This is a genomic window from Pseudomonas cannabina (assembly GCF_900100365.1).
Classification (GTDB): Bacteria; Pseudomonadota; Gammaproteobacteria; order Pseudomonadales; family Pseudomonadaceae; genus Aquipseudomonas; species Aquipseudomonas cannabina.
Genome location: NZ_FNKU01000001.1, coordinates 2,490,616 through 2,511,177, shown reverse-complemented (window position 1 = coordinate 2,511,177; position 20,562 = coordinate 2,490,616). Strand labels below are relative to the sequence as shown.

The 20,562-nt window shown below is 58.4% G+C and carries 19 protein-coding genes; 16 read left to right on the top strand and 3 right to left on the bottom strand.

The features are described 5' to 3' along the window. Positions 1 to 43: 43 nt before the first annotated feature. The gene (locus BLT55_RS11795; RefSeq protein WP_054079402.1) at positions 44 to 853 is read left to right on the top strand and encodes an IclR family transcriptional regulator; all 810 of its coding nucleotides are present in this window, start codon (positions 44 to 46) and stop codon (positions 851 to 853) included. Positions 854 to 864: 11 nt separating this feature from the next. On the opposite strand, the gene BLT55_RS11790 is transcribed toward BLT55_RS11795, so the two are convergent. Next, positions 865 to 1,917, bottom strand: a complete 1,053-nt coding sequence (locus BLT55_RS11790) for an NAD(P)-dependent alcohol dehydrogenase (protein ID WP_055001883.1) — start codon at positions 1,915 to 1,917, stop codon at positions 865 to 867. A gap of 180 nt (positions 1,918 to 2,097) precedes the next feature. Between BLT55_RS11790 and BLT55_RS11785 the strand changes: the two genes are divergently transcribed. Next, positions 2,098 to 2,991, top strand: a complete 894-nt coding sequence (locus BLT55_RS11785) for an AraC family transcriptional regulator (protein ID WP_055001884.1) — start codon at positions 2,098 to 2,100, stop codon at positions 2,989 to 2,991. Positions 2,992 to 3,078: 87 nt separating this feature from the next. On the opposite strand, the gene BLT55_RS11780 is transcribed toward BLT55_RS11785, so the two are convergent. Further along, positions 3,079 to 4,734: an electron transfer flavoprotein-ubiquinone oxidoreductase gene (locus tag BLT55_RS11780; RefSeq protein WP_055001885.1), complete on the bottom strand. Its 1,656-nt coding sequence runs from the start codon at positions 4,732 to 4,734 to the stop codon at positions 3,079 to 3,081. Positions 4,735 to 5,234: 500 nt separating this feature from the next. Between BLT55_RS11780 and BLT55_RS11775 the strand changes: the two genes are divergently transcribed. The 9 genes from BLT55_RS11775 (at position 5,235) to BLT55_RS11735 (ending at position 12,511) form a co-directional block, all read left to right on the top strand. Beyond that, a complete protein-coding gene (locus BLT55_RS11775) occupies positions 5,235 to 5,984 on the top strand; it encodes an electron transfer flavoprotein subunit beta/FixA family protein (RefSeq protein ID WP_055001886.1) in 750 nt (249 codons plus the stop codon). Then, on the top strand, positions 5,985 to 6,914 hold the full coding sequence (locus BLT55_RS11770) for an electron transfer flavoprotein subunit alpha/FixB family protein (RefSeq protein WP_055001887.1): 930 nt from the start codon (positions 5,985 to 5,987) through the stop codon (positions 6,912 to 6,914). Between the two features lie 137 nt (positions 6,915 to 7,051). Beyond that, positions 7,052 to 7,879, top strand: a complete 828-nt coding sequence (locus BLT55_RS11765) for a substrate-binding periplasmic protein (protein WP_055001888.1) — start codon at positions 7,052 to 7,054, stop codon at positions 7,877 to 7,879. Positions 7,880 to 7,889: 10 nt separating this feature from the next. Beyond that, positions 7,890 to 8,243, top strand: coding sequence for a DUF4398 domain-containing protein (locus BLT55_RS11760; protein ID WP_007250020.1), 354 nt, complete (start codon positions 7,890 to 7,892; stop codon positions 8,241 to 8,243). Beyond that, positions 8,240 to 9,055, top strand: a complete 816-nt coding sequence (locus tag BLT55_RS11755; RefSeq protein WP_055001889.1) for an OmpA family protein — start codon at positions 8,240 to 8,242, stop codon at positions 9,053 to 9,055. Before BLT55_RS11760 ends, BLT55_RS11755 begins: the two co-directional genes overlap by 4 nt. Before the next feature lie 221 nt (positions 9,056 to 9,276). Continuing rightward, positions 9,277 to 10,716, top strand: coding sequence for an aminotransferase-like domain-containing protein (locus BLT55_RS11750; protein WP_055001890.1), 1,440 nt, complete (start codon positions 9,277 to 9,279; stop codon positions 10,714 to 10,716). Positions 10,717 to 10,829: 113 nt separating this feature from the next. Then, the gene (locus BLT55_RS11745) at positions 10,830 to 11,483 is read left to right on the top strand and encodes a hypothetical protein (protein ID WP_055001891.1); all 654 of its coding nucleotides are present in this window, start codon (positions 10,830 to 10,832) and stop codon (positions 11,481 to 11,483) included. 94 nt (positions 11,484 to 11,577) lie between these two features. Beyond that, positions 11,578 to 11,835 (top strand): YkgJ family cysteine cluster protein, encoded by a 258-nt coding sequence (locus BLT55_RS11740; protein ID WP_055001892.1) that lies wholly within the window; start codon positions 11,578 to 11,580, stop codon positions 11,833 to 11,835. A gap of 70 nt (positions 11,836 to 11,905) precedes the next feature. Continuing rightward, the gene (locus BLT55_RS11735) at positions 11,906 to 12,511 is read left to right on the top strand and encodes an START domain-containing protein (RefSeq protein WP_055001893.1); all 606 of its coding nucleotides are present in this window, start codon (positions 11,906 to 11,908) and stop codon (positions 12,509 to 12,511) included. Between the two features lie 78 nt (positions 12,512 to 12,589). On the opposite strand, the gene gltA is transcribed toward BLT55_RS11735, so the two are convergent. Next, the gene (gltA, locus tag BLT55_RS11730; RefSeq protein ID WP_007250014.1) at positions 12,590 to 13,879 is read right to left on the bottom strand and encodes a citrate synthase; all 1,290 of its coding nucleotides are present in this window, start codon (positions 13,877 to 13,879) and stop codon (positions 12,590 to 12,592) included. Between the two features lie 362 nt (positions 13,880 to 14,241). On the opposite strand from gltA, the gene sdhC reads away from it, so the two are divergent. The 5 genes from sdhC (at position 14,242) to BLT55_RS11705 (ending at position 20,562) form a co-directional block, all read left to right on the top strand. Next, a complete protein-coding gene (gene sdhC, locus BLT55_RS11725) occupies positions 14,242 to 14,616 on the top strand; it encodes a succinate dehydrogenase, cytochrome b556 subunit (protein ID WP_042913010.1) in 375 nt (124 codons plus the stop codon). Next, a complete protein-coding gene (gene sdhD / locus BLT55_RS11720; protein ID WP_007250012.1) occupies positions 14,610 to 14,978 on the top strand; it encodes a succinate dehydrogenase, hydrophobic membrane anchor protein in 369 nt (122 codons plus the stop codon). The genes sdhC and sdhD overlap by 7 nt, the downstream gene beginning before the upstream one ends. Before the next feature lie 3 nt (positions 14,979 to 14,981). Continuing rightward, entirely contained in the window at positions 14,982 to 16,754 is a 1,773-nt protein-coding gene (gene sdhA / locus BLT55_RS11715) for a succinate dehydrogenase flavoprotein subunit (protein WP_055001894.1), read from the top strand. A gap of 11 nt (positions 16,755 to 16,765) precedes the next feature. Further along, positions 16,766 to 17,470, top strand: a complete 705-nt coding sequence (locus tag BLT55_RS11710) for a succinate dehydrogenase iron-sulfur subunit (protein WP_007250010.1) — start codon at positions 16,766 to 16,768, stop codon at positions 17,468 to 17,470. Positions 17,471 to 17,730: 260 nt separating this feature from the next. Then, a complete protein-coding gene (locus BLT55_RS11705) occupies positions 17,731 to 20,562 on the top strand; it encodes a 2-oxoglutarate dehydrogenase E1 component (RefSeq protein WP_055001895.1) in 2,832 nt (943 codons plus the stop codon).

The window sequence follows — 20,562 nt, the reverse complement described above, 5'->3', positions numbered from 1 at the left end:
TCGCCAGTTTTTCGATCTGAACTTTTTCTGAAGATGACCTGTGATGCAAAACGACGTACTCCTCTCTGCAACTATCACCCGCAAGGAACCGGCACCGACCGGCACTCAGACCCTGTTGCGCGGTCTGGGCGTGGTGCAGGCGGTGGCCGGTGGTGCACGTGACCTGAAAGAGATTGCCCGGCTGATCGGCACCACGCGCAGCACCACGCATCGGCTGGCCAGTTGCCTGGTCGAAGAGCGCTACCTTCGCGTGGTGCCGCAGGTGGGTTATCTGCTCGGGCCGAAACTGATCGAGCTGGGGTTTCAGGCCCGTGAAGAAGTGCCATTGGCCATTCTCGCCCGCCCGTATCTGGATCGATTGTCGGAACTGACCGGCGATACCGTGCATCTGGCGGTTCGGGAGGGCGACGACGTACTGTACCTGCACAAGAACCCCGGCCGCAACGGACCGGAAATGCGCTCGCGGGTCGGGCACCGCATGCCGCTGGTGCGGACCGGGATCGGCAAGGCGTTGTTGCTGGACAGTGCGCAAGCGGAGTGGCAGCGGCTGTACGAGGTCAGCATGCCAGCCTCAGGCAGGAACCCGTTGTGGCCTGCGCATGAGCAGCAAACCTGGGAGCAGCTGAAAGCGCGAAGGGAGGAGTACGTGCAGGGCGGTTATGCGTTCGATCTGGAGGACAACGAACCGTCAATCCGCTGTGTGGCAGCGCCGGTACGGGATGCCAGCAAACAGATTGTTGCCGGCATCAGTGTTGCCAGTACCGTGCCTTACATGCCGCTGGAGAAAATGGCCGAGCTGGTTCCGCTGATCAAACAAATAGCAGCGGAACTCTCGGCCGATCTCGGCGGCTGATTCGGACCGAATCAGGCTTTCAATGTGGCCATGTCGATCACAAAGCGGTATTTCACGTCACCGGCCAGCATGCGCTCGTAGGCTTCGTTGATGTTGCGGATATCGAGCATTTCGATGTCGCAGGTGATGTCGTTTTCGGCGCAGAAATCCAGCACTTCCTGAGTTTCGGCGATGCCGCCGATCAGCGAGCCGGCCAGCACGCGACGGCTCATCACCAAGTGTGCTGCATGGACAGGCGGCTCGATTGGCTCGATCAGACCGACCAGAATGTGCACGCCGTCAAAGCGCAGCGTTTCCAGGTAGGGGTTCAGGTCGTGTTGCACCGGAATGGTGTCGAGCAGGAAGTCGAAATGCCCGGCAGCGGCTTTCATCTGTTCGGAGTCGGTGGAGACGATCACATGGTCGGCGCCCTGACGACGTGCTTCCTGAGCCTTGGCGGCGGAGCGGGTGAACAGGGTGACTTCAGCGCCCATGGCTTTGGCGAACTTGATGCCCATGTGGCCCAGACCGCCCATGCCCAGAATGCCGACCTTGTCGCCAGCCTTGACACCGTAGTGCTTGAGCGGCGAATAGGTGGTGATGCCAGCGCAGAGAATAGGCGCGGCGGCGGCCGGGTCAAGCTTCCCTGGAACGCGAACGACGAAGTGCTCGGCGACCACGATGCTGTTCGAGTAGCCGCCCATGGTGTTGCTGCCGTCCACGCGGTCTGGCGTGGCGTAGGTCATGGTCGGGCCTTCCAGGCAATACTGCTCGAGGTCCGATTTGCAGGCCGAGCATTCGCGGCACGAGTCGACCATGCAGCCAACACCGACCAGATCACCGACCTTGTATTTGGTGGCGTTGGCGCCGGTGGCGGTGACGCGACCGACGATCTCGTGGCCGGGCATCAGCGGGTAAACAGCGATGCCCCATTCGTTGCGCGCCTGGTGAATGTCGGAGTGGCAAACACCACAGTAGAGGATTTCGATGGCAACGTCGTCAGCACGCGGAGCGCGACGTTCGAAGGTCATCGGGGCGAGGGGAGCGGTGGCTGACTGAGCGGCGTAACCGATAGCTGTGTACATGAATAACCTCGTAAAGTGTAACGGAATAGAGGCGAACCATTGTCCGGATTCACGCCAGCCCCGGCTATGGTGAATCCTCCGTGTTTCATGCCTATTTCTCCGGATGGATGATCGAGGGTCGGCTGCAAGGCTTAAATCTGCGATGATGCAGCTGTCAATTTCTCTGTCGGCCCGTTTCCCATGTCGCTCGCTTTTCCCGTTGATGGCAACGCCACACTGGTTTCCCTGATCAAGCCCTTGGCCGTTCGCCCCGGCTTTGTTGCCACGCACCTGCCTGAAGTGCGCGTTCTGTCGGCCTTCGGTTACGTGGCCAGCAGCCCGCAGATCTACGAGCCCAGCCTGATGATCGTGGTGCAGGGCAGCAAGGTCGCTTGTCTTGGACCGCGCACCTTCGAGTACGGCACCGGGCATTACCTGATTCAGGCGCTGTCGGTGCCATTCAAATGCGAGACCTTCGCCACCCCGGACAAGCCGCTGTATGGCGTGTCGGTGGCCATCGACCGCGTGCTGCTTGGCGAACTGGTGCAGGCGCTGGGCCCGGCAAGCGTGCGCGAAAGCGAGTTGCAGACCCCGGAATCCATGACCTCTGTGGTGATCGACCACGCAATGCGTGACAGCGTCGAGCGGCTGCTGCGCTGTCTGCACGATCCGCTGGAATGTCAGGCGATGGGCCAGTCACGGGTCCGTGACGTGTTGTACAGCGCGCTGCGCGGGCCGCAGTCGGGCGTGTTGCGCGCGCTGGTCGAGCAGCAGGGCCAGTTTGCGCGGATCGCCTCGGCGGTGACGTATCTGCATGATCATTACGATCACGCGCTTAACGTCGACACCCTGGCGCGCTGCGCAAACATGAGCACCTCGACCTTTCACGAACACTTCAAGCGCAGCACGTTGTTGTCGCCAGTGCAGTACCTGAAACGCCTGCGCCTGCTCAAAGCCCAACAACTGCTGGTCGCCGAAGGCCTGAACGTGGCCCAGGTCGCGCTCAAGGTCGGCTATCAAAGTGCGTCGCAGTTCAGTCGGGAATACAAACGTTACTTTGAGCGGAGTCCTGGAGAGGCTAGCTGCAAGCCATAAGCCATAAGCCATAAGCCATAAGCTGCAAGCTCTAAGCTTTAGGCTTGCCGCTTACAACGTGCAGCTGCTTCTTGCCGCTGCTGCACCTCACATATTGGGGTAAGTTGGACCGCCAGCGCCTTCCGGTGCTACCCAGGTGATGTTCTGCGAAGGGTCCTTGATGTCGCAGGTCTTGCAGTGCACGCAGTTCTGCGCGTTGATCTGGAAGCGTTTCTCGCCATCCTCCTTGGTAATGACTTCGTACACGCCTGCCGGGCAGTAGCGCTGGGCCGGTTCGTCGTACAGCGGCAGGTTCTTGCTGATCGGGATGCTCGGATCGGTCAGCTTCAGGTGGCAGGGTTGTTCCTCTTCATGATTGGTGCTGGAGAGGAATACCGAACTGAGCTTGTCGAAACTGAGCTTGCCGTCGGGTTTCGGGTAATCGATTTTCTTCGAGTCTGCCGCCAGTTTGAGGCAGGCATAATCAGGCTTGGTGTCGTGCAGAGTGAACGGCAGCTTGCCGCCGAAGATGTTCTGATCGATGAAGTTGAATGCGCCACCCTTGATCGCGCCGTATTTGTGGATTGCCACGCCAAAGTTGCGGCTGGCAAACAGCTCTGCATGCAGCCAGCTGGCCTTGAAAGCGTCGACATAGGAGGTCAGCACGTCGCCACCTTCCTTGCCGGCGAACAGTGCGTCTGCCACTGAATCGGCCGCGAGCATGCCGGACTTCATGGCGGTGTGGCTGCCCTTGATCTTGGCGAAGTTCAGCGTGCCGAGATCGCAACCGATCAGTGCGCCGCCCGGGAAGACCATCTTCGGCAGCGAGTTCAGGCCGCCCTTGGCAATGGCGCGGGCACCGTAGCTGATGCGCTTGCCGCCTTCCAGGTATTGTTTGATGACCGGGTGATGCTTGTAGCGCTGGAATTCGTCGAATGGCGACAGATACGGGTTGCTGTAGGACAAGTCGACGATCAAGCCGACCACCACCTGATTGTTTTCCAGGTGATACAGGAACGAGCCGCCCGGATTGGCATCGTCCAGTGGCCAGCCTGCGGTATGCACCACAAGGCCTTGTTCGTGTCTGGCCGGGTCGACTTCCCAGATTTCCTTCAGGCCGATGGCGTAATGCTGCACATCGGCTTCGTCGTCGAGGTTGAAGCGTTTGAGCAATTGCTTGCCGATATGGCCACGGCAGCCTTCGGCGAACAGCGTGTATTTGGCGCGCAGTTCCATGCCGGGCGTGTACAGACCTTCTTTCGGATTGCCCTCGCGGTCGACGCCGAGATCTCCGGTGACAATTCCGCGCACCACGCCGTTTTCGTCGAACAGCGCTTCCTGAGCGGCAAAGCCCGGATAGATTTCCACGCCGAGGTTTTCAGCCTGCTGAGCGAGCCAGCGGCACAGATTGCCCAGAGAGATGATGTAGTTGCCCTGGTTGTGCATGGTCCTGGGCACGAAAAAGTCCGGAATTTTCTGGGCTTTTTCGGCGTCGCGCAGCATATAGATGTCGTCGCGCTTGACCGGCGTATTGAGCGGCGCGCCCAGTTCCTGCCAGTTCGGGAACAGTTCGTTCAGCGCGCGGGGTTCGAACACTGCGCCAGAAAGAATGTGAGCACCCACTTCAGAGCCTTTTTCCACCACGCAGACGCTGATTTCCTTTCCGGCTTCAGCGGCCTTCTGTTTAAGGCGGCAAGCGGCAGAAAGCCCGGAAGGGCCGGCTCCGACGATAACGACGTCGAATTCCATGTATTCGCGTTCCACAGGCTATCTCCTACTCTCAAGGCTCACGGTGTTTTTATGGGGCGCTGCTTTATGTGCTGCTGCAGGCCTATGGAGGTGTTGGACACCGCCAGTCTTTCAATGGCACGCATTATATCTACACCACTGCACGGGTCCAATACAAACGTTTGTTTGAATCGGCCGCAGGCCAGATAAATCAAAGAGACCAGACCCGGAACTGGCCGATTTGGCGTATTGACCGGAAAAGGCGTTGCGGTCAAGATACGGGCGGTTTTGCGTTTGCCGTAGGCTGAAACGAGGTTCGACCGAATCTCCCAAAAGGCATCAGGCGAACGCGGTGCAGGCAATGGCTCGATGTCGCCCGGCGCATTTTACACATCCTGCCGGTGCTTGACGGGTGGCTTCCAGCTTTTATAGGGCCGTTTGACGCTGGCCTGCACCCATACGATTGCTTGTTGAGGACACATATCGATCGCCTGGCGCTGCCGGGCGACTTCTTTTCACCGGAGAGTGAGGAATCCATGAAGGTTCTTGTAGCTGTCAAACGAGTGGTCGACTACAACGTCAAGGTTCGCGTCAAGGCGGACAACTCCGGCGTCGATCTGGCCAACGTCAAAATGTCCATGAACCCTTTCTGCGAAATCGCTGTTGAAGAAGCGGTGCGCTTGAAAGAGAAGGGCGTTGCGAGCGAAATCGTGGTGGTTACCATCGGCCCGACCACTGCTCAGGAACAGTTGCGCACTGCTCTGGCATTGGGTGCCGATCGTGCCGTGCTGGTCGAATCCGCCGAAGAACTGACTTCCCTGGCCGTGGCCAAGCTGCTCAAGGTCGTTGTCGACAAGGAGCAGCCACAACTGGTGATCCTCGGCAAACAGGCGATCGACAGCGACAACAACCAGACCGGTCAGATGCTCGCGGCGCTGAGCGGCTATCCGCAAGGTACGTTTGCGTCGAAAGTCGAAGTGACCGGCGACAAGGTTGCCGTGACCCGCGAAATCGACGGCGGTCTGCAGACCGTTTCCCTGAGCCTGCCCGCCATCGTGACCACAGACCTGCGTCTGAACGAGCCACGTTACGCTTCGCTGCCCAACATCATGAAAGCCAAGAAGAAGCCGCTCGAAGTGCTGACGCCTGATGCACTGGGTGTTTCCACGGCCTCGACCAACAAGACCGTCAAGGTTGAAGCGCCTGCCGCACGCAGCGCAGGCATCAAGGTCAAGTCGGTGGCTGAACTGGTCGAGAAACTGAAAAACGAAGCGAAGGTAATCTAAATGACGATCCTGGTTATCGCTGAACACGACAATGCGACCGTAGCCCCGGCTACGCTCAATACCGTTGCTGCCGCGCAGAAGATCGGCGGTGACATTCACCTGCTGGTCGCTGGCTCGGGCATCAGCACAATTGCCGAAGCGGCTGCGAAAATTGCCGGTGTGACGAAGGTGCTGGTGGCTGATAACGCGGCGTACGCGCATCAGCTGCCGGAAAACGTCGCGCCGCTGGTGGTCGAGCTGGCTTCCGGTTACAGCCATGTGCTGGCTGCAGCCACGTCGAATGGCAAAAACATTCTGCCTCGTGTTGCCGCGCAGCTGGATGTGGATCAGATCTCCGAGATCGTTTCAGTAGAGTCGGCTGACACGTTCACTCGCCCGATCTATGCCGGTAACGCAATTGCCACTGTGCAGTCCACGGCCTCGGTCAAGGTCATCACCGTGCGTGCTACCGGTTTCGATCCGGTGTCTGCCGAAGGTGGCTCGGCGGCTGTCGAAGCGGTTTCGGCGGTTCACGATGCGGGCAAATCGAGCTTCGTTGGCGAAGAGCTGGCCAAGTCCGATCGTCCAGAGCTGACCGCAGCCAAAATCGTCGTTTCCGGCGGTCGCGGCATGCAGAACGGCGACAACTTCAAGCACCTGTATACCCTGGCCGACAAGCTCGGCGCGGCAGTCGGTGCTTCCCGCGCGGCGGTCGACGCCGGTTTTGTGCCCAACGACATGCAGGTCGGTCAGACCGGCAAGATCGTTGCGCCACAGCTCTACATTGCGGTCGGTATTTCTGGCGCGATTCAGCATCTGGCCGGCATGAAGGATTCCAAGGTGATCGTCGCGATCAACAAGGATGAAGAGGCGCCAATCTTCCAGGTGGCCGATTACGGTCTGGTGGCTGATCTGTTCGAAGCCATTCCTGAGCTGGAGAAGCTGGTTTAAACCACGTCTGGTTCAAGCCTTGCTCTTCCACTATAAAGAGAACCCGTTCCGTCCGTGGTGTGTGTGCCCGCAGCAAGTCTGCGGTACGCTTGCCCGGATTGAACGGGTTTTTTTATCGATTTCAGAAGGACTTCATCATGGGCCGCAACAGACTGCTGACTTCGCTGCTGGCGGGTGTGCTACTGCTGCCTTCGCTGGCCCTCGCCGCCGGTAAATGCGAGCGTCTGATCGTGACCGGCAGCCCGGATGCACCGCCATACCTATGGCGTGATCCCCAGGACCCTCGCCACCTGATGGGCGCAAATGCCGATCTGCTGAGTCAAGCAGCAGGTACGCTGGGTATCAAGGTCGAGTTTCTGTACGGCGGCAAGCGCAGTCAGGCGCTTGAAGAAGTGCGCAGCGGGCGCATGGACATGCTGGCGGATGCACCGTTGAATGATGCTCAGCTCGAATTCCTCGATTATATTCATCCGCCGATCGTGCGGAACGACATCGTTGTCTGGACTCGTCGCGATCATGCTGTGCCGTTCAGTACGCTGGGCGAGCTGCACGGGCATCCGGGCGTCATGTCGGAAAAGACTCGCCTGACGCCGTCATTTGAAGCGCTGACCAGGCAACATCTGACGCTGGAGCGGGTGCCAGGTTTGACTCCGGCCTTTCAGAAACTGGCGCTGGGCGAAGCGGATTATGTGCTTGCCGGGCGTTATGCCGGGATGGTCATGGTGCAGACCCTGGGCCTGTCTTCGGACCTGATTGCTCAGCCTGTTCCGGTCGATACACCGGGTTTTTATCTGGCATTGTCGTTCAACTCGGCCTGCAACGATCCATGGTTGCGCGGACAGCTGGCGAAAAAGATGACAGAATCTGCGGCCTCCGGCCTTGCGAGCGAAGTCATCAGGCACAATCTGGAGTTATGGAAAGCCCAGTTGTTGCAGCCCGCCGGTGCCAGCGCCTCAAACAAGTAGGAATGTTTTTGTGAGTATTCGTTTTTCAATTGCCGTCACCGCAATCGCCATGCTGGTCGGTTGTGCCAGTGATCCTGTCCCGACCGAGCAATTCAAGCTGACCGAGCAGGCCCTGCAACAGGCCAAGGCCGTCGGTGCCGCTGATGATCAGCCGGAAATGGAAACCGCCCTGTCCTCGTTCGCTGAAGCACGTGCGGCAATGGCGGCGCAGTCCTACAAGCAAGCACGCATGAGCGCGGAGCGGGCCGAGCTGGATGCGCGGTTGGCGGAAGCGCGAGTACTCACGCTCAAGAGTCAGGAGCAGGTCAATCAATTGAATACCCGTCTCAATCGCTTGCGCAAGCAACTGGGGGAGGCGCAATGAAGCGTATTCCACGTGTATTTAGTGTTTGCCTGTTGTTGGGCTCGGCGGGTCTTTACGGCTGTGCCGGTCACCAGGACAGCGCGCAGGCCCTGCAGCAGGCCAATGCCGATTTCCAGAAGGTCAAGGAAGACACTGACGTGTTGCCCAGCGCGCCGAAGGATGTCATTCGTGCCGGTGAATCCCTGGCCCGCGCCGAGCGATTGTCCAGCTATCTGGGCAGTGGCGCGGATGTCAGTCATTACGCGTACCTGAGCAGCCGCTATAGCGAAATCGCCCGAGAGCACAGCAATTTGCTGCTCAGTCAGGAGCGTCTGGCGAAAATGGACCTGGAGCGCCAGCGCATGCAACTGGCGTTGCGTGAAGCCAAACTGGCCAGCGCGCAGCAACAGGGGCGCTGGCTGGAAGATCAGATACTCAGTCTGGCAACCACACAGACCGATCGCGGTCTGGTCATGACCTTGGGCGACGTACTGTTCGACGCCGGGCATGCCGAGCTGAAGAACTCCGCCAGTCGCACCATTCTCAAGGTCGTGCAGTTTTTGCAGATCAATCCGCGCCGCGTGGTGCGGATCGAGGGCTACACCGACAGCACCGGTGATCGTCAGGAAAATCTGAATCTGTCGAAGGATCGGGCGCAAGCGGTCGCGGACATGCTCATGGATCTGGGTATCGACGAAAAACGTATTCAGGTTCAGGGTTACGGCCAGCAGTTTCCGGTAGACGGCAATGCCTCCGAGCGTGGCAGAGCACAGAACCGCCGTGTCGAAATTGTGTTTTCGGATGAAAAAGGTCAGCTGGGCGCCGCTCGTTAGCGTCAATCGCCTGTAAAGAAGCCCGACGCCGGTAACGGCCTCGGGCTTTTTTGGCTTTAAACGGCGCGTATATGGCGTGTATGGCCGCGTTTATTTTTCGTGCAGCGGTGGCGATCACTGGCTTGATCGCAAACTGTTCCCGTACACTTCTGGACTGCACCGGTTATTATCGATCTGTATTTTTAAAAATAAAAAATTACCGGTCTTTTCGAGGCTGTGCCATGACCAATCTTTTGCTTTATCAGCGCATTGCTCAGCAACTGGCTGAAGACATTCGTCGCGGCGTCTATCAGCCCGGGGAGCGAGTGCCGTCGGTTCGCAAGATGAGCTCGCAGCTCAATGTCAGTCATGCCACGGTGTTGCAGGCGTATGCCAATCTCGAAGATCAGGGCCTGATCCGGGCGCGTCCGCAGTCCGGTTATTACGTTCACCAGACGCCTGCGTTGACCGCCTCCACGCCAGACATCGCACGCGTCGAGCGGCCCGGGCTGGTCACGCGCAGCAGTATCATCCAGCAAGTGCTCGAAGAATCGCGCCGTGATGGGGTGTTCGCCTTGGGCGCGGCGGTGCCGCATGTGGATTATCTGCCGGTGCGTGCGCTGCATCAGCAACTCGCCAAGGTGACGCGTTTTCAAAGTCCGCGCGCGTTCAGCTATATGTTCAGTCCAGGTTTCGAGCCGCTGCGCAGGCAGGTTGCGATTCGCATGCGCGATGCAGGCGTGGTGGTCGATCCGTCGGAGGTGGTGATTACGCATGGCTGTGTCGATGCGCTGCAAATGGCCCTGCGGGTGCTGACCCGGCCCGGCGACCTGATCGCAGCCGAATCCCCGGCGTATTACGGTTTGTTGCAGCTCGCCGATCTGCTGGGCCTGAAAGTCATCGAGATACCCAGTGATCCGGCCTCCGGTACTAGTCTTGAGGCCCTGCAACTGGCGGCTAATCAGTGGTCGATCAAGGCCTTGGTGCTGACCTCGCGGCTCAGTAATCCTCTGGGCGGCACCATGCCCGAGGAGCGGCAGAAAAACCTGCTGCGTCTGGCTTCAGATTTCGATATTCAGGTGGTTGAAGACGACGTTTACGGCGAACTGATGTTCGAGGTCGGACGCACCAAGGCGCTCAAGGCGTTTGATCGGCTGGGGAGGGTGATCTATTGCTCCAGCTTCTCCAAGACTCTCTCGCCGGGCGTGCGCGTCGGCTGGATAATCGCGGGCAAATACCAGGCCGAGATTCAGCGTTTGCAGACCTTCAGCACGCACTCCGCGTGCAGCGTCACGCAGATGGGGGTTGCTGCGTACCTTGAGAACGGTGGCTATGATCGGCATCTGCGCTTCATACGTCTGGAATACCGCAAGAACCTCAGCGCCTATCAGCTCGCCGTGCAGCAGTTCTTTCCTGAAGGTACGCAGATGAGCCGCCCGGCAGGAGGCTTCATTCTGTGGGTGAGTCTGCCGGGCAGGGTAAACACCCAAGAGCTGCATGTTCGCGCGCTGGAGCAAGGCATCAGCATCGCGCCAGGCCTTATTTTCAGTAATACCGAGCAGTTCAACCACTGCATTCGCCTGAACTGCGGCATGCCGTGGAACAAGGAGGCGGAGCGCGCGCTGATGACGCTGGGCATGCTGGCGAAACAGCTGTGTCATGACACCGTTCCGGTCTACTGAGCGGAACGCGCTTTTTTGTCAATTAATCGGAACTCTTGCCTTGTCAGCGTGGCCTCAAAAGGACAGCATATGTTTCTTCCCGGCTTTGCCACTGTCTTGTCTGATGTCTGCCTATGAATGCGTTTCGTTGTTTCGGATTGTTGGTCCTCGTTGTGCTGAGCGGTTGTGATGCTCAGCAGACGCCCGTGCCCAAGCCTAAAACCGAGGCTGTCGCGCCTGCGCCTGTGTTACCCAAGGCGGCGGTGAAAGAGGTTGAGCCTGCTGTCCAGACGTCCGTAGCCGAGACAGTGTTGCCGAAAGTGCCCGACTCCATGCATGAGCTGATGCCGGGTGTCCCTGTGGTGCCTGTGGTGGTCGGCAAAGAGCAGAACGCCCCTTCAGCCGCTCAGATCAACAAGGCGCCAGCCTCCAGTGCTGCCAAGCCGACGTCCAAAGCGACTTTGGCGAAGACTGCCGCGAGCAAACGCGAGACCAGCGCCAGCAATCGCAAGGCCGCCAAGGAGCCCAGCGCCAAGGATGTGCGGATAAAATCGCCCAGACTGGACCTGAGTCTGCCGCCTGAACTGGTCAAGGAGCTGGACCCGCCAGCCAAGGTTATCACCAATAAGCACAAGCCATTGTTGCCACAGATGTTTGGCGATTCGCCCGGTGGCAGTCCGTTCGAGCTTGAAGGTCGATTGCTGACCAATGAAATGCAACTGCAGATGCGCAACGACAATCGTCGCGATGTCGAGGGTGCTGCTCTGGATTTCAAGTTCAAGCAGTAAGCCCTGCTGATCGTCCGATACGGCATTTTCAAACGAGTATTTCCGCGGTTAATATCCGTGCTCTTTTTCATTTTCTCTTCAAAGGTGTCGGGTCATGGACTGCCGTTCAGAGTGTGGTGCGTGTTGCATCGCGCCTTCCATCACGTCTGCCATCCCCGGTATGCCGCACGGAAAGCCTGCAGGAGAGCGTTGCCTGCACCTGTCGCTCGAGTTGTTGTGTGCCTTGTTCGGCAAGCCTGAGCGCCCCGCGGTCTGCAGTCAATTCAAGGCCGCGGCTGATGTTTGTGGCGCTGATCAGGCTGATGCGATTCGCCTGATTGGCTGGTGGGAAAAAGCTACTGCGGTAGTCTGAAAAGGTGATTTTGAGCGCAAGCGTTTTGTCGGAGCATCATTTGTCGGAACTTCAAACAAGGAATAAAACAATGAGTTCGCTGTATCGCACTGCCATTGCTTGTGGATTGACCGTAATGCTTGCCGGGGTGGCGCAGGCTGAAGACTGGAAGGTCGCCAAGGACGAGGACGGTATCAAGGTTTCGTTGAGCGATATACCCGGGTCCGATTACAAGGCCTATCGCGGCGTCGCCACGATTAATGCCAGCGTCGGCAAGTTGCGCGCGCTGCAAGAGGATGTGACAGGCGCCTGTGCCTGGATTCATGAGTGCAAATTGCAGAAAGTGCTCAAGCATGAAGGTGACAAGACCTGGACCTACAGTCAGTTCAACACCCCGTGGCCGGTAACGCCGCGTGATTCCGTGCTGCTGATCACGACCCAGGAAGGCGCTGATGGCAGTGTGACCCGAAATCTCGAAGGGCAGCCCAAATACCTTCCTGAAGAAAAAGGCTTTGTGCGTGTTGCCGAGGTGAAAGGCTTTTGGAAAATGGTGCCCAAAGGCCCGAATCAGACTGAAGTGACCTATCAGGCCCACACCGAGCCAGGTGGCAGCGTGCCGTCGATGATTGCCAACAAGTTTGTCGTCGATGCGCCGTTCAATACGCTGAAGGCGCTCAGAGAGCGGGCTGCGCAGTAATTCGACACGGTACAAAAAAAGGGCTGCCTGATGGGCAGCCCTTTTTTGTGTGTCGCTTACCTGGTTTTTGCGTGTCGCTTACTTGCGATCTTGCAGCGGGACGATGTCACGCTGTACATCGCCGGTGTAGAGCTGGCGCGGGCGACCGATCTTGTAGGGGCTGGAGAGCATTTCCTTCCAGTGCGAAATCCAGCCGACAGTCCGCGCCAGGGCGAAGATCACGGTGAACATGCTGGTCGGGATGCCGATCGCTTTGAGAATGATGCCCGAGTAGAAGTCGACGTTCGGGTACAGCGAACGTTCGATGAAGTACGGGTCGGTGAGGGCGATCTCCTCGAGGCGCATGGCCAGTTCGAGCTGAGGATCGTTGGTGATGCCCAGTTCCTTGAGTACTTCGTCGCAGGTCTGCTTCATCACAGTGGCACGTGGGTCGCGATTCTTGTAAACGCGATGGCCAAAGCCCATTAGCTTGAACGGATCGTTCTTGTCCTTGGCCTTGGCGATGAACGTGTCGATGTTCGACACATCGCCAATTTCATCGAGCATGGTCAGCACGGCCTCGTTGGCGCCGCCGTGAGCAGGGCCCCAGAGCGCTGCGATACCGGCGGCGATGCAGGCGAACGGGTTGGCACCCGAGGAGCCTGCCATGCGCACGGTGGAAGTCGACGCATTCTGTTCGTGATCGGCGTGGAGGATGAAGATCTTGTCCATCGCCTTGGCCAGCACCGGGCTGATCGGTTTGATCTCGCACGGGGTGTTGAACATCATGTGCAGGAAGTTTTCGGCGTAGCTGAGGTCATTACGCGGGTACATCATGGGCTGGCCCATGGAGTACTTGTAAACCATCGCTGCCAGGGTCGGCATCTTGGCAACCAGGCGCACGGCGGAGATTTCGCGGTGTTGCGGGTTATTGATGTCCAGCGAGTCGTGATAGAACGCCGACAGGGCGCCGACGACGCCACACATGACGGCCATCGGGTGGGCATCACGGCGAAAACCGTTGAAAAAGGTCTTGAGCTGTTCGTGGACCATCGTGTGGTTCTTGACCACGGCGACGAACTGGGCTTTCTGCTCGGCAGTTGGCAGTTCGCCATTGAGCAGCAGGTAGCAGGTTTCCAGGTAGTCGGACTGCTCGGCCAGTTGTTCGATCGGGTAGCCGCGATGAAGCAGGATTCCGTTATCACCATCGATGTAGGTGATCTTCGACTCGCAAGATGCCGTGGACATGAAGCCAGGGTCAAATGTGAAGCGGCCGGTGGCGGTAAGACCGCGTACGTCGATCACGTCCGGACCGACTGTACCCGTCAGAATTGGCAGCTCGACGGGGGCAGCGCCCTCGATGATCAACTGCGCTTTTTTGTCAGCCATGTGGCCTCCTATTTATGCTTCAAATCATCAGACAGGCCCCCCACGCAGGGCCCGCATCACTATAGTGAGATAAATTCTAAAGTCAATTTGCCTAAAGTCGTGTTCCGCAAGGCCCTGGCCGTGGATTTTCGAAGCCGTTTCCTGCCGTTTACGCCTTTTGTCCCGGTAGCGCAATGCGCCATTGGCGGTAAGTCTGCGCGTTGTCATTAGCGCCCTAACTGTCTATACTCGGCGTCCGACCGCCAGAGGCTTTTTGGCCTGTTTCAAGGGGGTCGTCACTTCCTGGGTGGTGGGTACCTGACCAGTGCACTTCCCAACAACTTGCCCTGATTGTTAGGGGCTCTTCAGTGTGAAAAAAAGCCGTGAATAGCCAACGACCTGTAAATCTAGACCTAAGGACCATCAAGCTCCCAGTCACCGCTTACACGTCCATCCTTCACCGCATCTCCGGTGTCATCCTCTTTGTCGGTATTGCAATCATGCTGTATGCAATGGACAAGTCGCTGGCCTCCGAAGAAGGGTTTGGTGAAGTCAAGGCGTACATGACCAGCCCGCTGGCCAAGCTGATCATCTGGGGACTTCTGTCTGCCCTGCTGTACCACATGGTGGCCGGTATCCGTCACCTGATCATGGACACCGGGGTAGGCGAGACGCTCGAAGGCGGCAAGCTGGGCTCCAAAATCGTTATCGCGGTTTCCGTGGTACTGATTCTTCTGGCGGGAGTATGGATATGGTAACCAACGTCACGAACCTGTCGCGTTCGGGTCTCTACGACTGGATGGCGCAACGCGTTTCCGCCGTCGTGCTCGCGGCTTATTTCATATTCCTGATCGGATACATGGTCTTTCATCCGGGTCTGAGTTACGCCCAATGGCATGATCTGTTCGCCCACAACGGAATGCGTATCTTCAGTCTGCTGGCACTCGTTGCCCTTGGCGCTCACGCCTGGGTCGGCATGTGGACCATCGCGACCGACTACCTGACGCCAATGGCGCTAGGTAAGTCCGCCACTGTAGTACGTTTCCTGTTCCAGGCAGTATGCGGCGTTCTGATGTTCGCTTACTTCGTCTGGGGCGTGCAGATTCTTTGGGGTATCTGATCCATGGCTAATATTAATGCGCTTTCTTACGACGCCATCATCATTGGTGGTGGCGGTGCCGGCATGCGCGCTGCGCTGCAACTGGCTCAAGGCGGTCACAGGACTGCCGTGGTCACCAAGGTTTTCCCGACCCGTTCGCACACAGTATCAGCTCAAGGTGGCATCACCTGCGCAATCGCTTCGGCCGATCCGAACGATGACTGGCGCTGGCACATGTACGATACCGTCAAGGGTTCCGACTATATCGGTGACCAGGACGCTATCGAGTACATGTGCTCCGTAGGTCCGGAAGCGGTCTTCGAGCTCGAGCATATGGGCCTGCCGTTTTCCCGTACCGAGCAGGGTCGCATCTATCAGCGTCCGTTCGGTGGTCAGTCCAAGGACTTCGGCAAGGGCGGTCAGGCTGCACGTACCTGTGCTGCCGCCGACCGTACCGGTCACGCGCTGCTGCACACGCTGTACCAGGCCAACCTCAAGGCCGGCACCGTATTCCTCAACGAATACTACGCAGTGGATCTGGTCAAGAACCAGGATGGCGCCTTCGTCGGCATCATCGCCATCTGCATTGAAACCGGTGAAACCTCCTACATCCGCGCCAACGCTACCGTGCTGGCAACCGGCGGTGCAGGTCGCATCTACTCGTCCACCACCAACGCCCTGATCAACACCGGCGATGGTATCGGCATGGCGCTGCGGGCTGGCGTGCCGGTTCAGGACATCGAGATGTGGCAGTTCCACCCGACCGGCATCGCTGGCGCAGGTGTACTGGTCACCGAAGGTTGCCGCGGTGAAGGCGGTTACCTGATCAACAAGCACGGCGAGCGTTTCATGGAGCGTTATGCTCCGAACGCCAAGGACCTTGCCGGTCGTGACGTGGTTGCGCGCTCCATGGTCAAGGAAATCATTGCCGGTAACGGTTGTGGTCCTGATGGCGACCACGTGATGCTCAAACTCGATCACCTGGGTGAGGAAGTCCTGCACAGCCGCCTGCCAGGCATCATGGAACTGTCCAAGACCTTCGCCCACGTCGACCCGGCCACCGCGCCGATTCCGGTCGTACCTACCTGCCACTACATGATGGGTGGTGTCGCTACCAACATTCATGGTCAGGCGATCACTCAGGATGCGGCTGGCATCGACCAGATCATCCCGGGTCTGTTCGCGGTAGGTGAAGTGGCTTGCGTATCGGTTCACGGTGCCAACCGTCTGGGCGGCAATTCGTTGCTCGATCTGGTGGTGTTCGGCCGTGCCGCCGGTATCCACCTGGAGCAGGCGTTGCGCGAGGGTGTTGATTATGCCCGCGCTTCCCAGTCCGACATCGATGCTGCTCTCGCACGCCTTGCCGGTCTGAACGAGCGCACCACCGGTGAAGATGTTGCATCGCTGCGCAAAGAGCTGCAGAGCTGCATGCAGAACTACTTCGGTGTGTTCCGTACTGGCGAATACATGCAGAAGGGTATTGCCCAGCTGGCCGACCTGCGTGGTCGCATCGCCAACGTCAAGATCAACGACAAGAGTCAGGCATTCAACACTGCCCGTATCGAAGCGCTTGAACTGCAAAACCTGCTGGAGGTTGCCGAAGCGACGGCAATCGCAGCAGAACATCGTAAAGAGTCCCGCGGCGCTCACGCCCGTGAAGACTTTGAAGATCGCGACGACGAAAACTGGTTGTGCCACACCCTGTATTTCCCGGGTGACAAGCGCGTAACCAAGCGTGCCGTGAACTTCTCGCCGAAAACCGTCCCGACTTTTGAACCCAAGATTCGGACTTATTAAGGGTGGCCGATATGTTGCAAGTCAGTGTTTATCGTTACAACCCCGAGCAGGACGCTGCGCCGTTCATGCAGGAGTTTCAGGTCGATACCGGCGGCAAGGACCTGATGGTGCTGGACGTGCTGGCCCTGGTCAAAGAACAGGATCAAGGGTTCTCGTACCGTCGCTCATGCCGTGAAGGTGTGTGCGGTTCCGATGGCATGAACATCAACGGCAAGAACGGCTTGGCCTGCATCACGCCGCTGTCTGCCGTGGTTGCCAAGGGCAAGCTGATCGTACGTCCGTTGCCGGGCTTGCCAGTCATTCGTGACCTGGTCGTCGATATGAGCATCTTCTACAAGCAGTACGAGAAGGTGAAGCCGTTCCTGCAGAATGACACGCCGGCCCCGGCCATCGAACGTCTGCAAACGCCGGAAGAGCGCGAAAAGCTCGATGGTCTATACGAGTGCATCCTGTGCGCTTGCTGCTCGACTTCCTGCCCGTCCTTCTGGTGGAACCCCGACAAGTTCCTGGGCCCGGCTGCTCTGCTGCAAGCCTATCGTTTTCTGGCTGACAGTCGTGACACCCGCACCAGTGAACGTCTGGCTTCGCTCGACGATCCGTTCAGCGTATTCCGCTGCCGCGGCATCATGAACTGCGTCAACGTTTGCCCGAAAGGCCTTAACCCAACCAAGGCTATCGGTCACGTGCGCAACATGTTGTTGCAAAACGGCGTCTGATTTATCGCTTTATCTGTTACACCGTTGCACTGAAGTGGCTGCGGCGCAGGCTTCAACCGGCGCCGTAGTTTTAACCTGAGCAGTAGCTTGCAAAGCTGCGGCTCTTATTTTGAAGAAATGAGACCAGCAGGGGCATCCGGGCTGGTACCCGGACTATCTGCGTGATCCCTGGTGACTTGATACAGTCGCTGCACACGACTATTTCAGGATTTGCTCTGGTGTCTGCGCCGGTGGTGTCCCCTTACCGAGGGTGACCAAGCATGCAAGAAAGCGTGATGCAGCGCATGTGGAACAGTGCCCACCTATCCGGTGGTAACGCTGCCTATGTGGAAGAGCTCTATGAGCTCTACCTGCACGACCCTAACGCTGTGCCAGAAGAATGGCGCACCTACTTTCAGAAGTTGCCAGCAGACGGCAGCTCTGCCACTGATGTATCGCACTCGACTATTCGCGATCATTTCGTGTTGCTGGCCAAAAACCAGCGCCGCGCTCAGCCGGTCTCCGCCGGTAGTGTGAGCAGCGAGCACGAAAAGAAGCAGGTTGAAGTGCTGCGACTGATCCAGGCTTATCGGATGCGTGGCCACCAGGCTGCTCAGCTCGATCCGCTGGGCCTGTGGCAGCGACCTGCGCCTGCTGACCTGTCGATAAACCATTACGGCTTGACCAATGCCGATCTGGACACGACTTTCCGCGCCGGTGACTTGTTCATTGGCAAAGAGGAAGCGAGCCTACGCGAAATTCATGAAGCGTTGCAGCAGACATATTGTCGCACCATCGGCTCCGAGTTCACGCACATCGTGGATTCCGAGCAGCGCAACTGGTTCATGCAGCGTCTGGAAAGTGTTCGCGGCCGTCCGACGTTTTCGGCTGACATCCAGAGCCACCTGCTGGAGCGCGTCACCGCGGCGGAAGGTCTCGAGAAATACCTGGGCACCAAATACCCGGGTACCAAGCGTTTTGGTCTGGAAGGCGGCGAAAGCCTGATTCCGATGCTCGACGAGCTGATTCAGCGTTCCGGGTCCTATGGCACCAAGGAAGTCGTGATCGGCATGGCCCACCGTGGCCGTCTGAACGTGCTGGTCAACACCTTCGGCAAGAACCCGCGCGACCTGTTCGACGAGTTCGAAGGCAAGAAGAAAGTGGAACTGGGTTCCGGTGACGTCAAATACCACCAGGGCTTCTCTTCCAACGTCATGACCGCAGGCGGTGAAGTTCACCTGGCCATGGCCTTCAACCCGTCTCACCTGGAGATCGTTTCTCCTGTGGTCGAGGGTTCGGTACGTGCGCGTCAGGATCGTCGCAACGATCCGAATGGCGACAAGGTTCTGCCTATTTCCCTCCACGGCGACGCGGCGTTTGCCGGCCAGGGCGTGGTCATGGAAACCTTCCAGATGTCGCAGACTCGCGGCTTCAAGACGGGCGGCACGATCCACATCGTCATCAACAACCAGGTGGGTTTCACCATCAGCAACCCGTTGGACTCGCGCTCCACTGAGTACGCCACCGACGTTGCCAAGATGATTCAGGCGCCGATTCTTCATGTAAATGGTGATGATCCGGAAGCCGTGATGTTCGTTACCCAGCTGGCGATCGATTACCGCATGCAGTTCAAGCGGGACATCGTCATCGATCTGGTCTGCTACCGTCGTCGCGGTCACAACGAAGCCGACGAGCCTAGCGGCACTCAGCCTCTGATGTACCAGCAGATCACCAAGCAGCGCACCACCCGTGAGCTGTATGCCGAGCATCTGATCAAGACCGGCGTCCTCGACGAAGGCCGCGTTCAGGCCAAGGTCGACGACTACCGCAGTGCGCTGGATAACGGCCTGCACGTGGTGAAAAGCCTGGTCAAGGAGCCGAACAAGGAATTGTTCGTCGACTGGCGTCCGTATCTGGGCCACGCCTGGACTGCGCGTCATGACACCCGCTTCGATCTGAAAACCCTGCAGGAACTGTCGGCCAAGCTGATGGAACTGCCGGAAGGTTTCGTCGTGCAGCGTCAGGTACAGAAGATCTACGAAGACCGTCAGAAGATGCAGGCCGGTGGCTTGCCGATCAACTGGGGTTACGCCGAAACCATGGCTTACGCCACGCTGGCATTCGAAGGTCACCCGATCCGCATGACCGGTCAGGACATTGGCCGCGGTACGTTCTCGCACCGTCACGCTGTTCTGCACAACCAGAAAGACGCAACCACTTACATTCCGTTGCAGAACCTGTATTCCGGTCAGCCGCGTTTCGACCTGTACGACTCGTTTCTGTCGGAAGAAGCGGTGCTGGCGTTTGAATACGGTTACTCGACCACCCAGCCTGATGCACTGGTTATCTGGGAAGCGCAGTTCGGCGATTTCGCCAACGGTGCCCAGGTGGTTGTCGATCAGTTCATTACCAGCGGCGAGCACAAGTGGGGCCGTCTGTGCGGTCTGACCATGCTCTTGCCTCACGGCTATGAAGGGCAGGGGCCGGAGCACTCTTCGGCACGTCTCGAGCGTTACCTGCAATTGTGTGCCGAGCACAACATTCAGGTGTGCGTACCGACGACGCCAGCGCAGATCTACCACTTGCTCCGTCGTCAGGTTATCCGTCCGCTGCGCAAGCCGCTGATCGTGCTGACGCCGAAATCGCTGCTGCGTCACAAGCTCGCCGTTTCGACCCTTGAAGATCTGGCCGAAGGCTCGTTCCAGACCGTCATTCCGGAAATCGATACCCTCGATCCGACCAAGGTCACGCGTCTCGTACTGTGCAGCGGCAAGGTCTACTACGATCTGCTGGAAAAACGCCGTGCCGAAGGTCGTGAAGACATTGCCATCGTGCGTCTGGAGCAGCTGTACCCGTTCCCTGAAGATGATTTGATGGAAACCATCGCGCCTTATACCAATCTGCAGCATGTGGTCTGGTGTCAGGAAGAACCGATGAACCAGGGCGCCTGGTACAGCAGTCAGCACCATCTGCGCCGTAGCATGGGCAACCACAAACGCGAACTCGTTCTTGAGTACGCCGGTCGTGATGCCTCCGCCGCGCCAGCCTGTGGCTACGCTTCGATGCACGCCGAGCAGCAGGAAAAACTCCTGCGCGATGCCTTCACTGTTTAA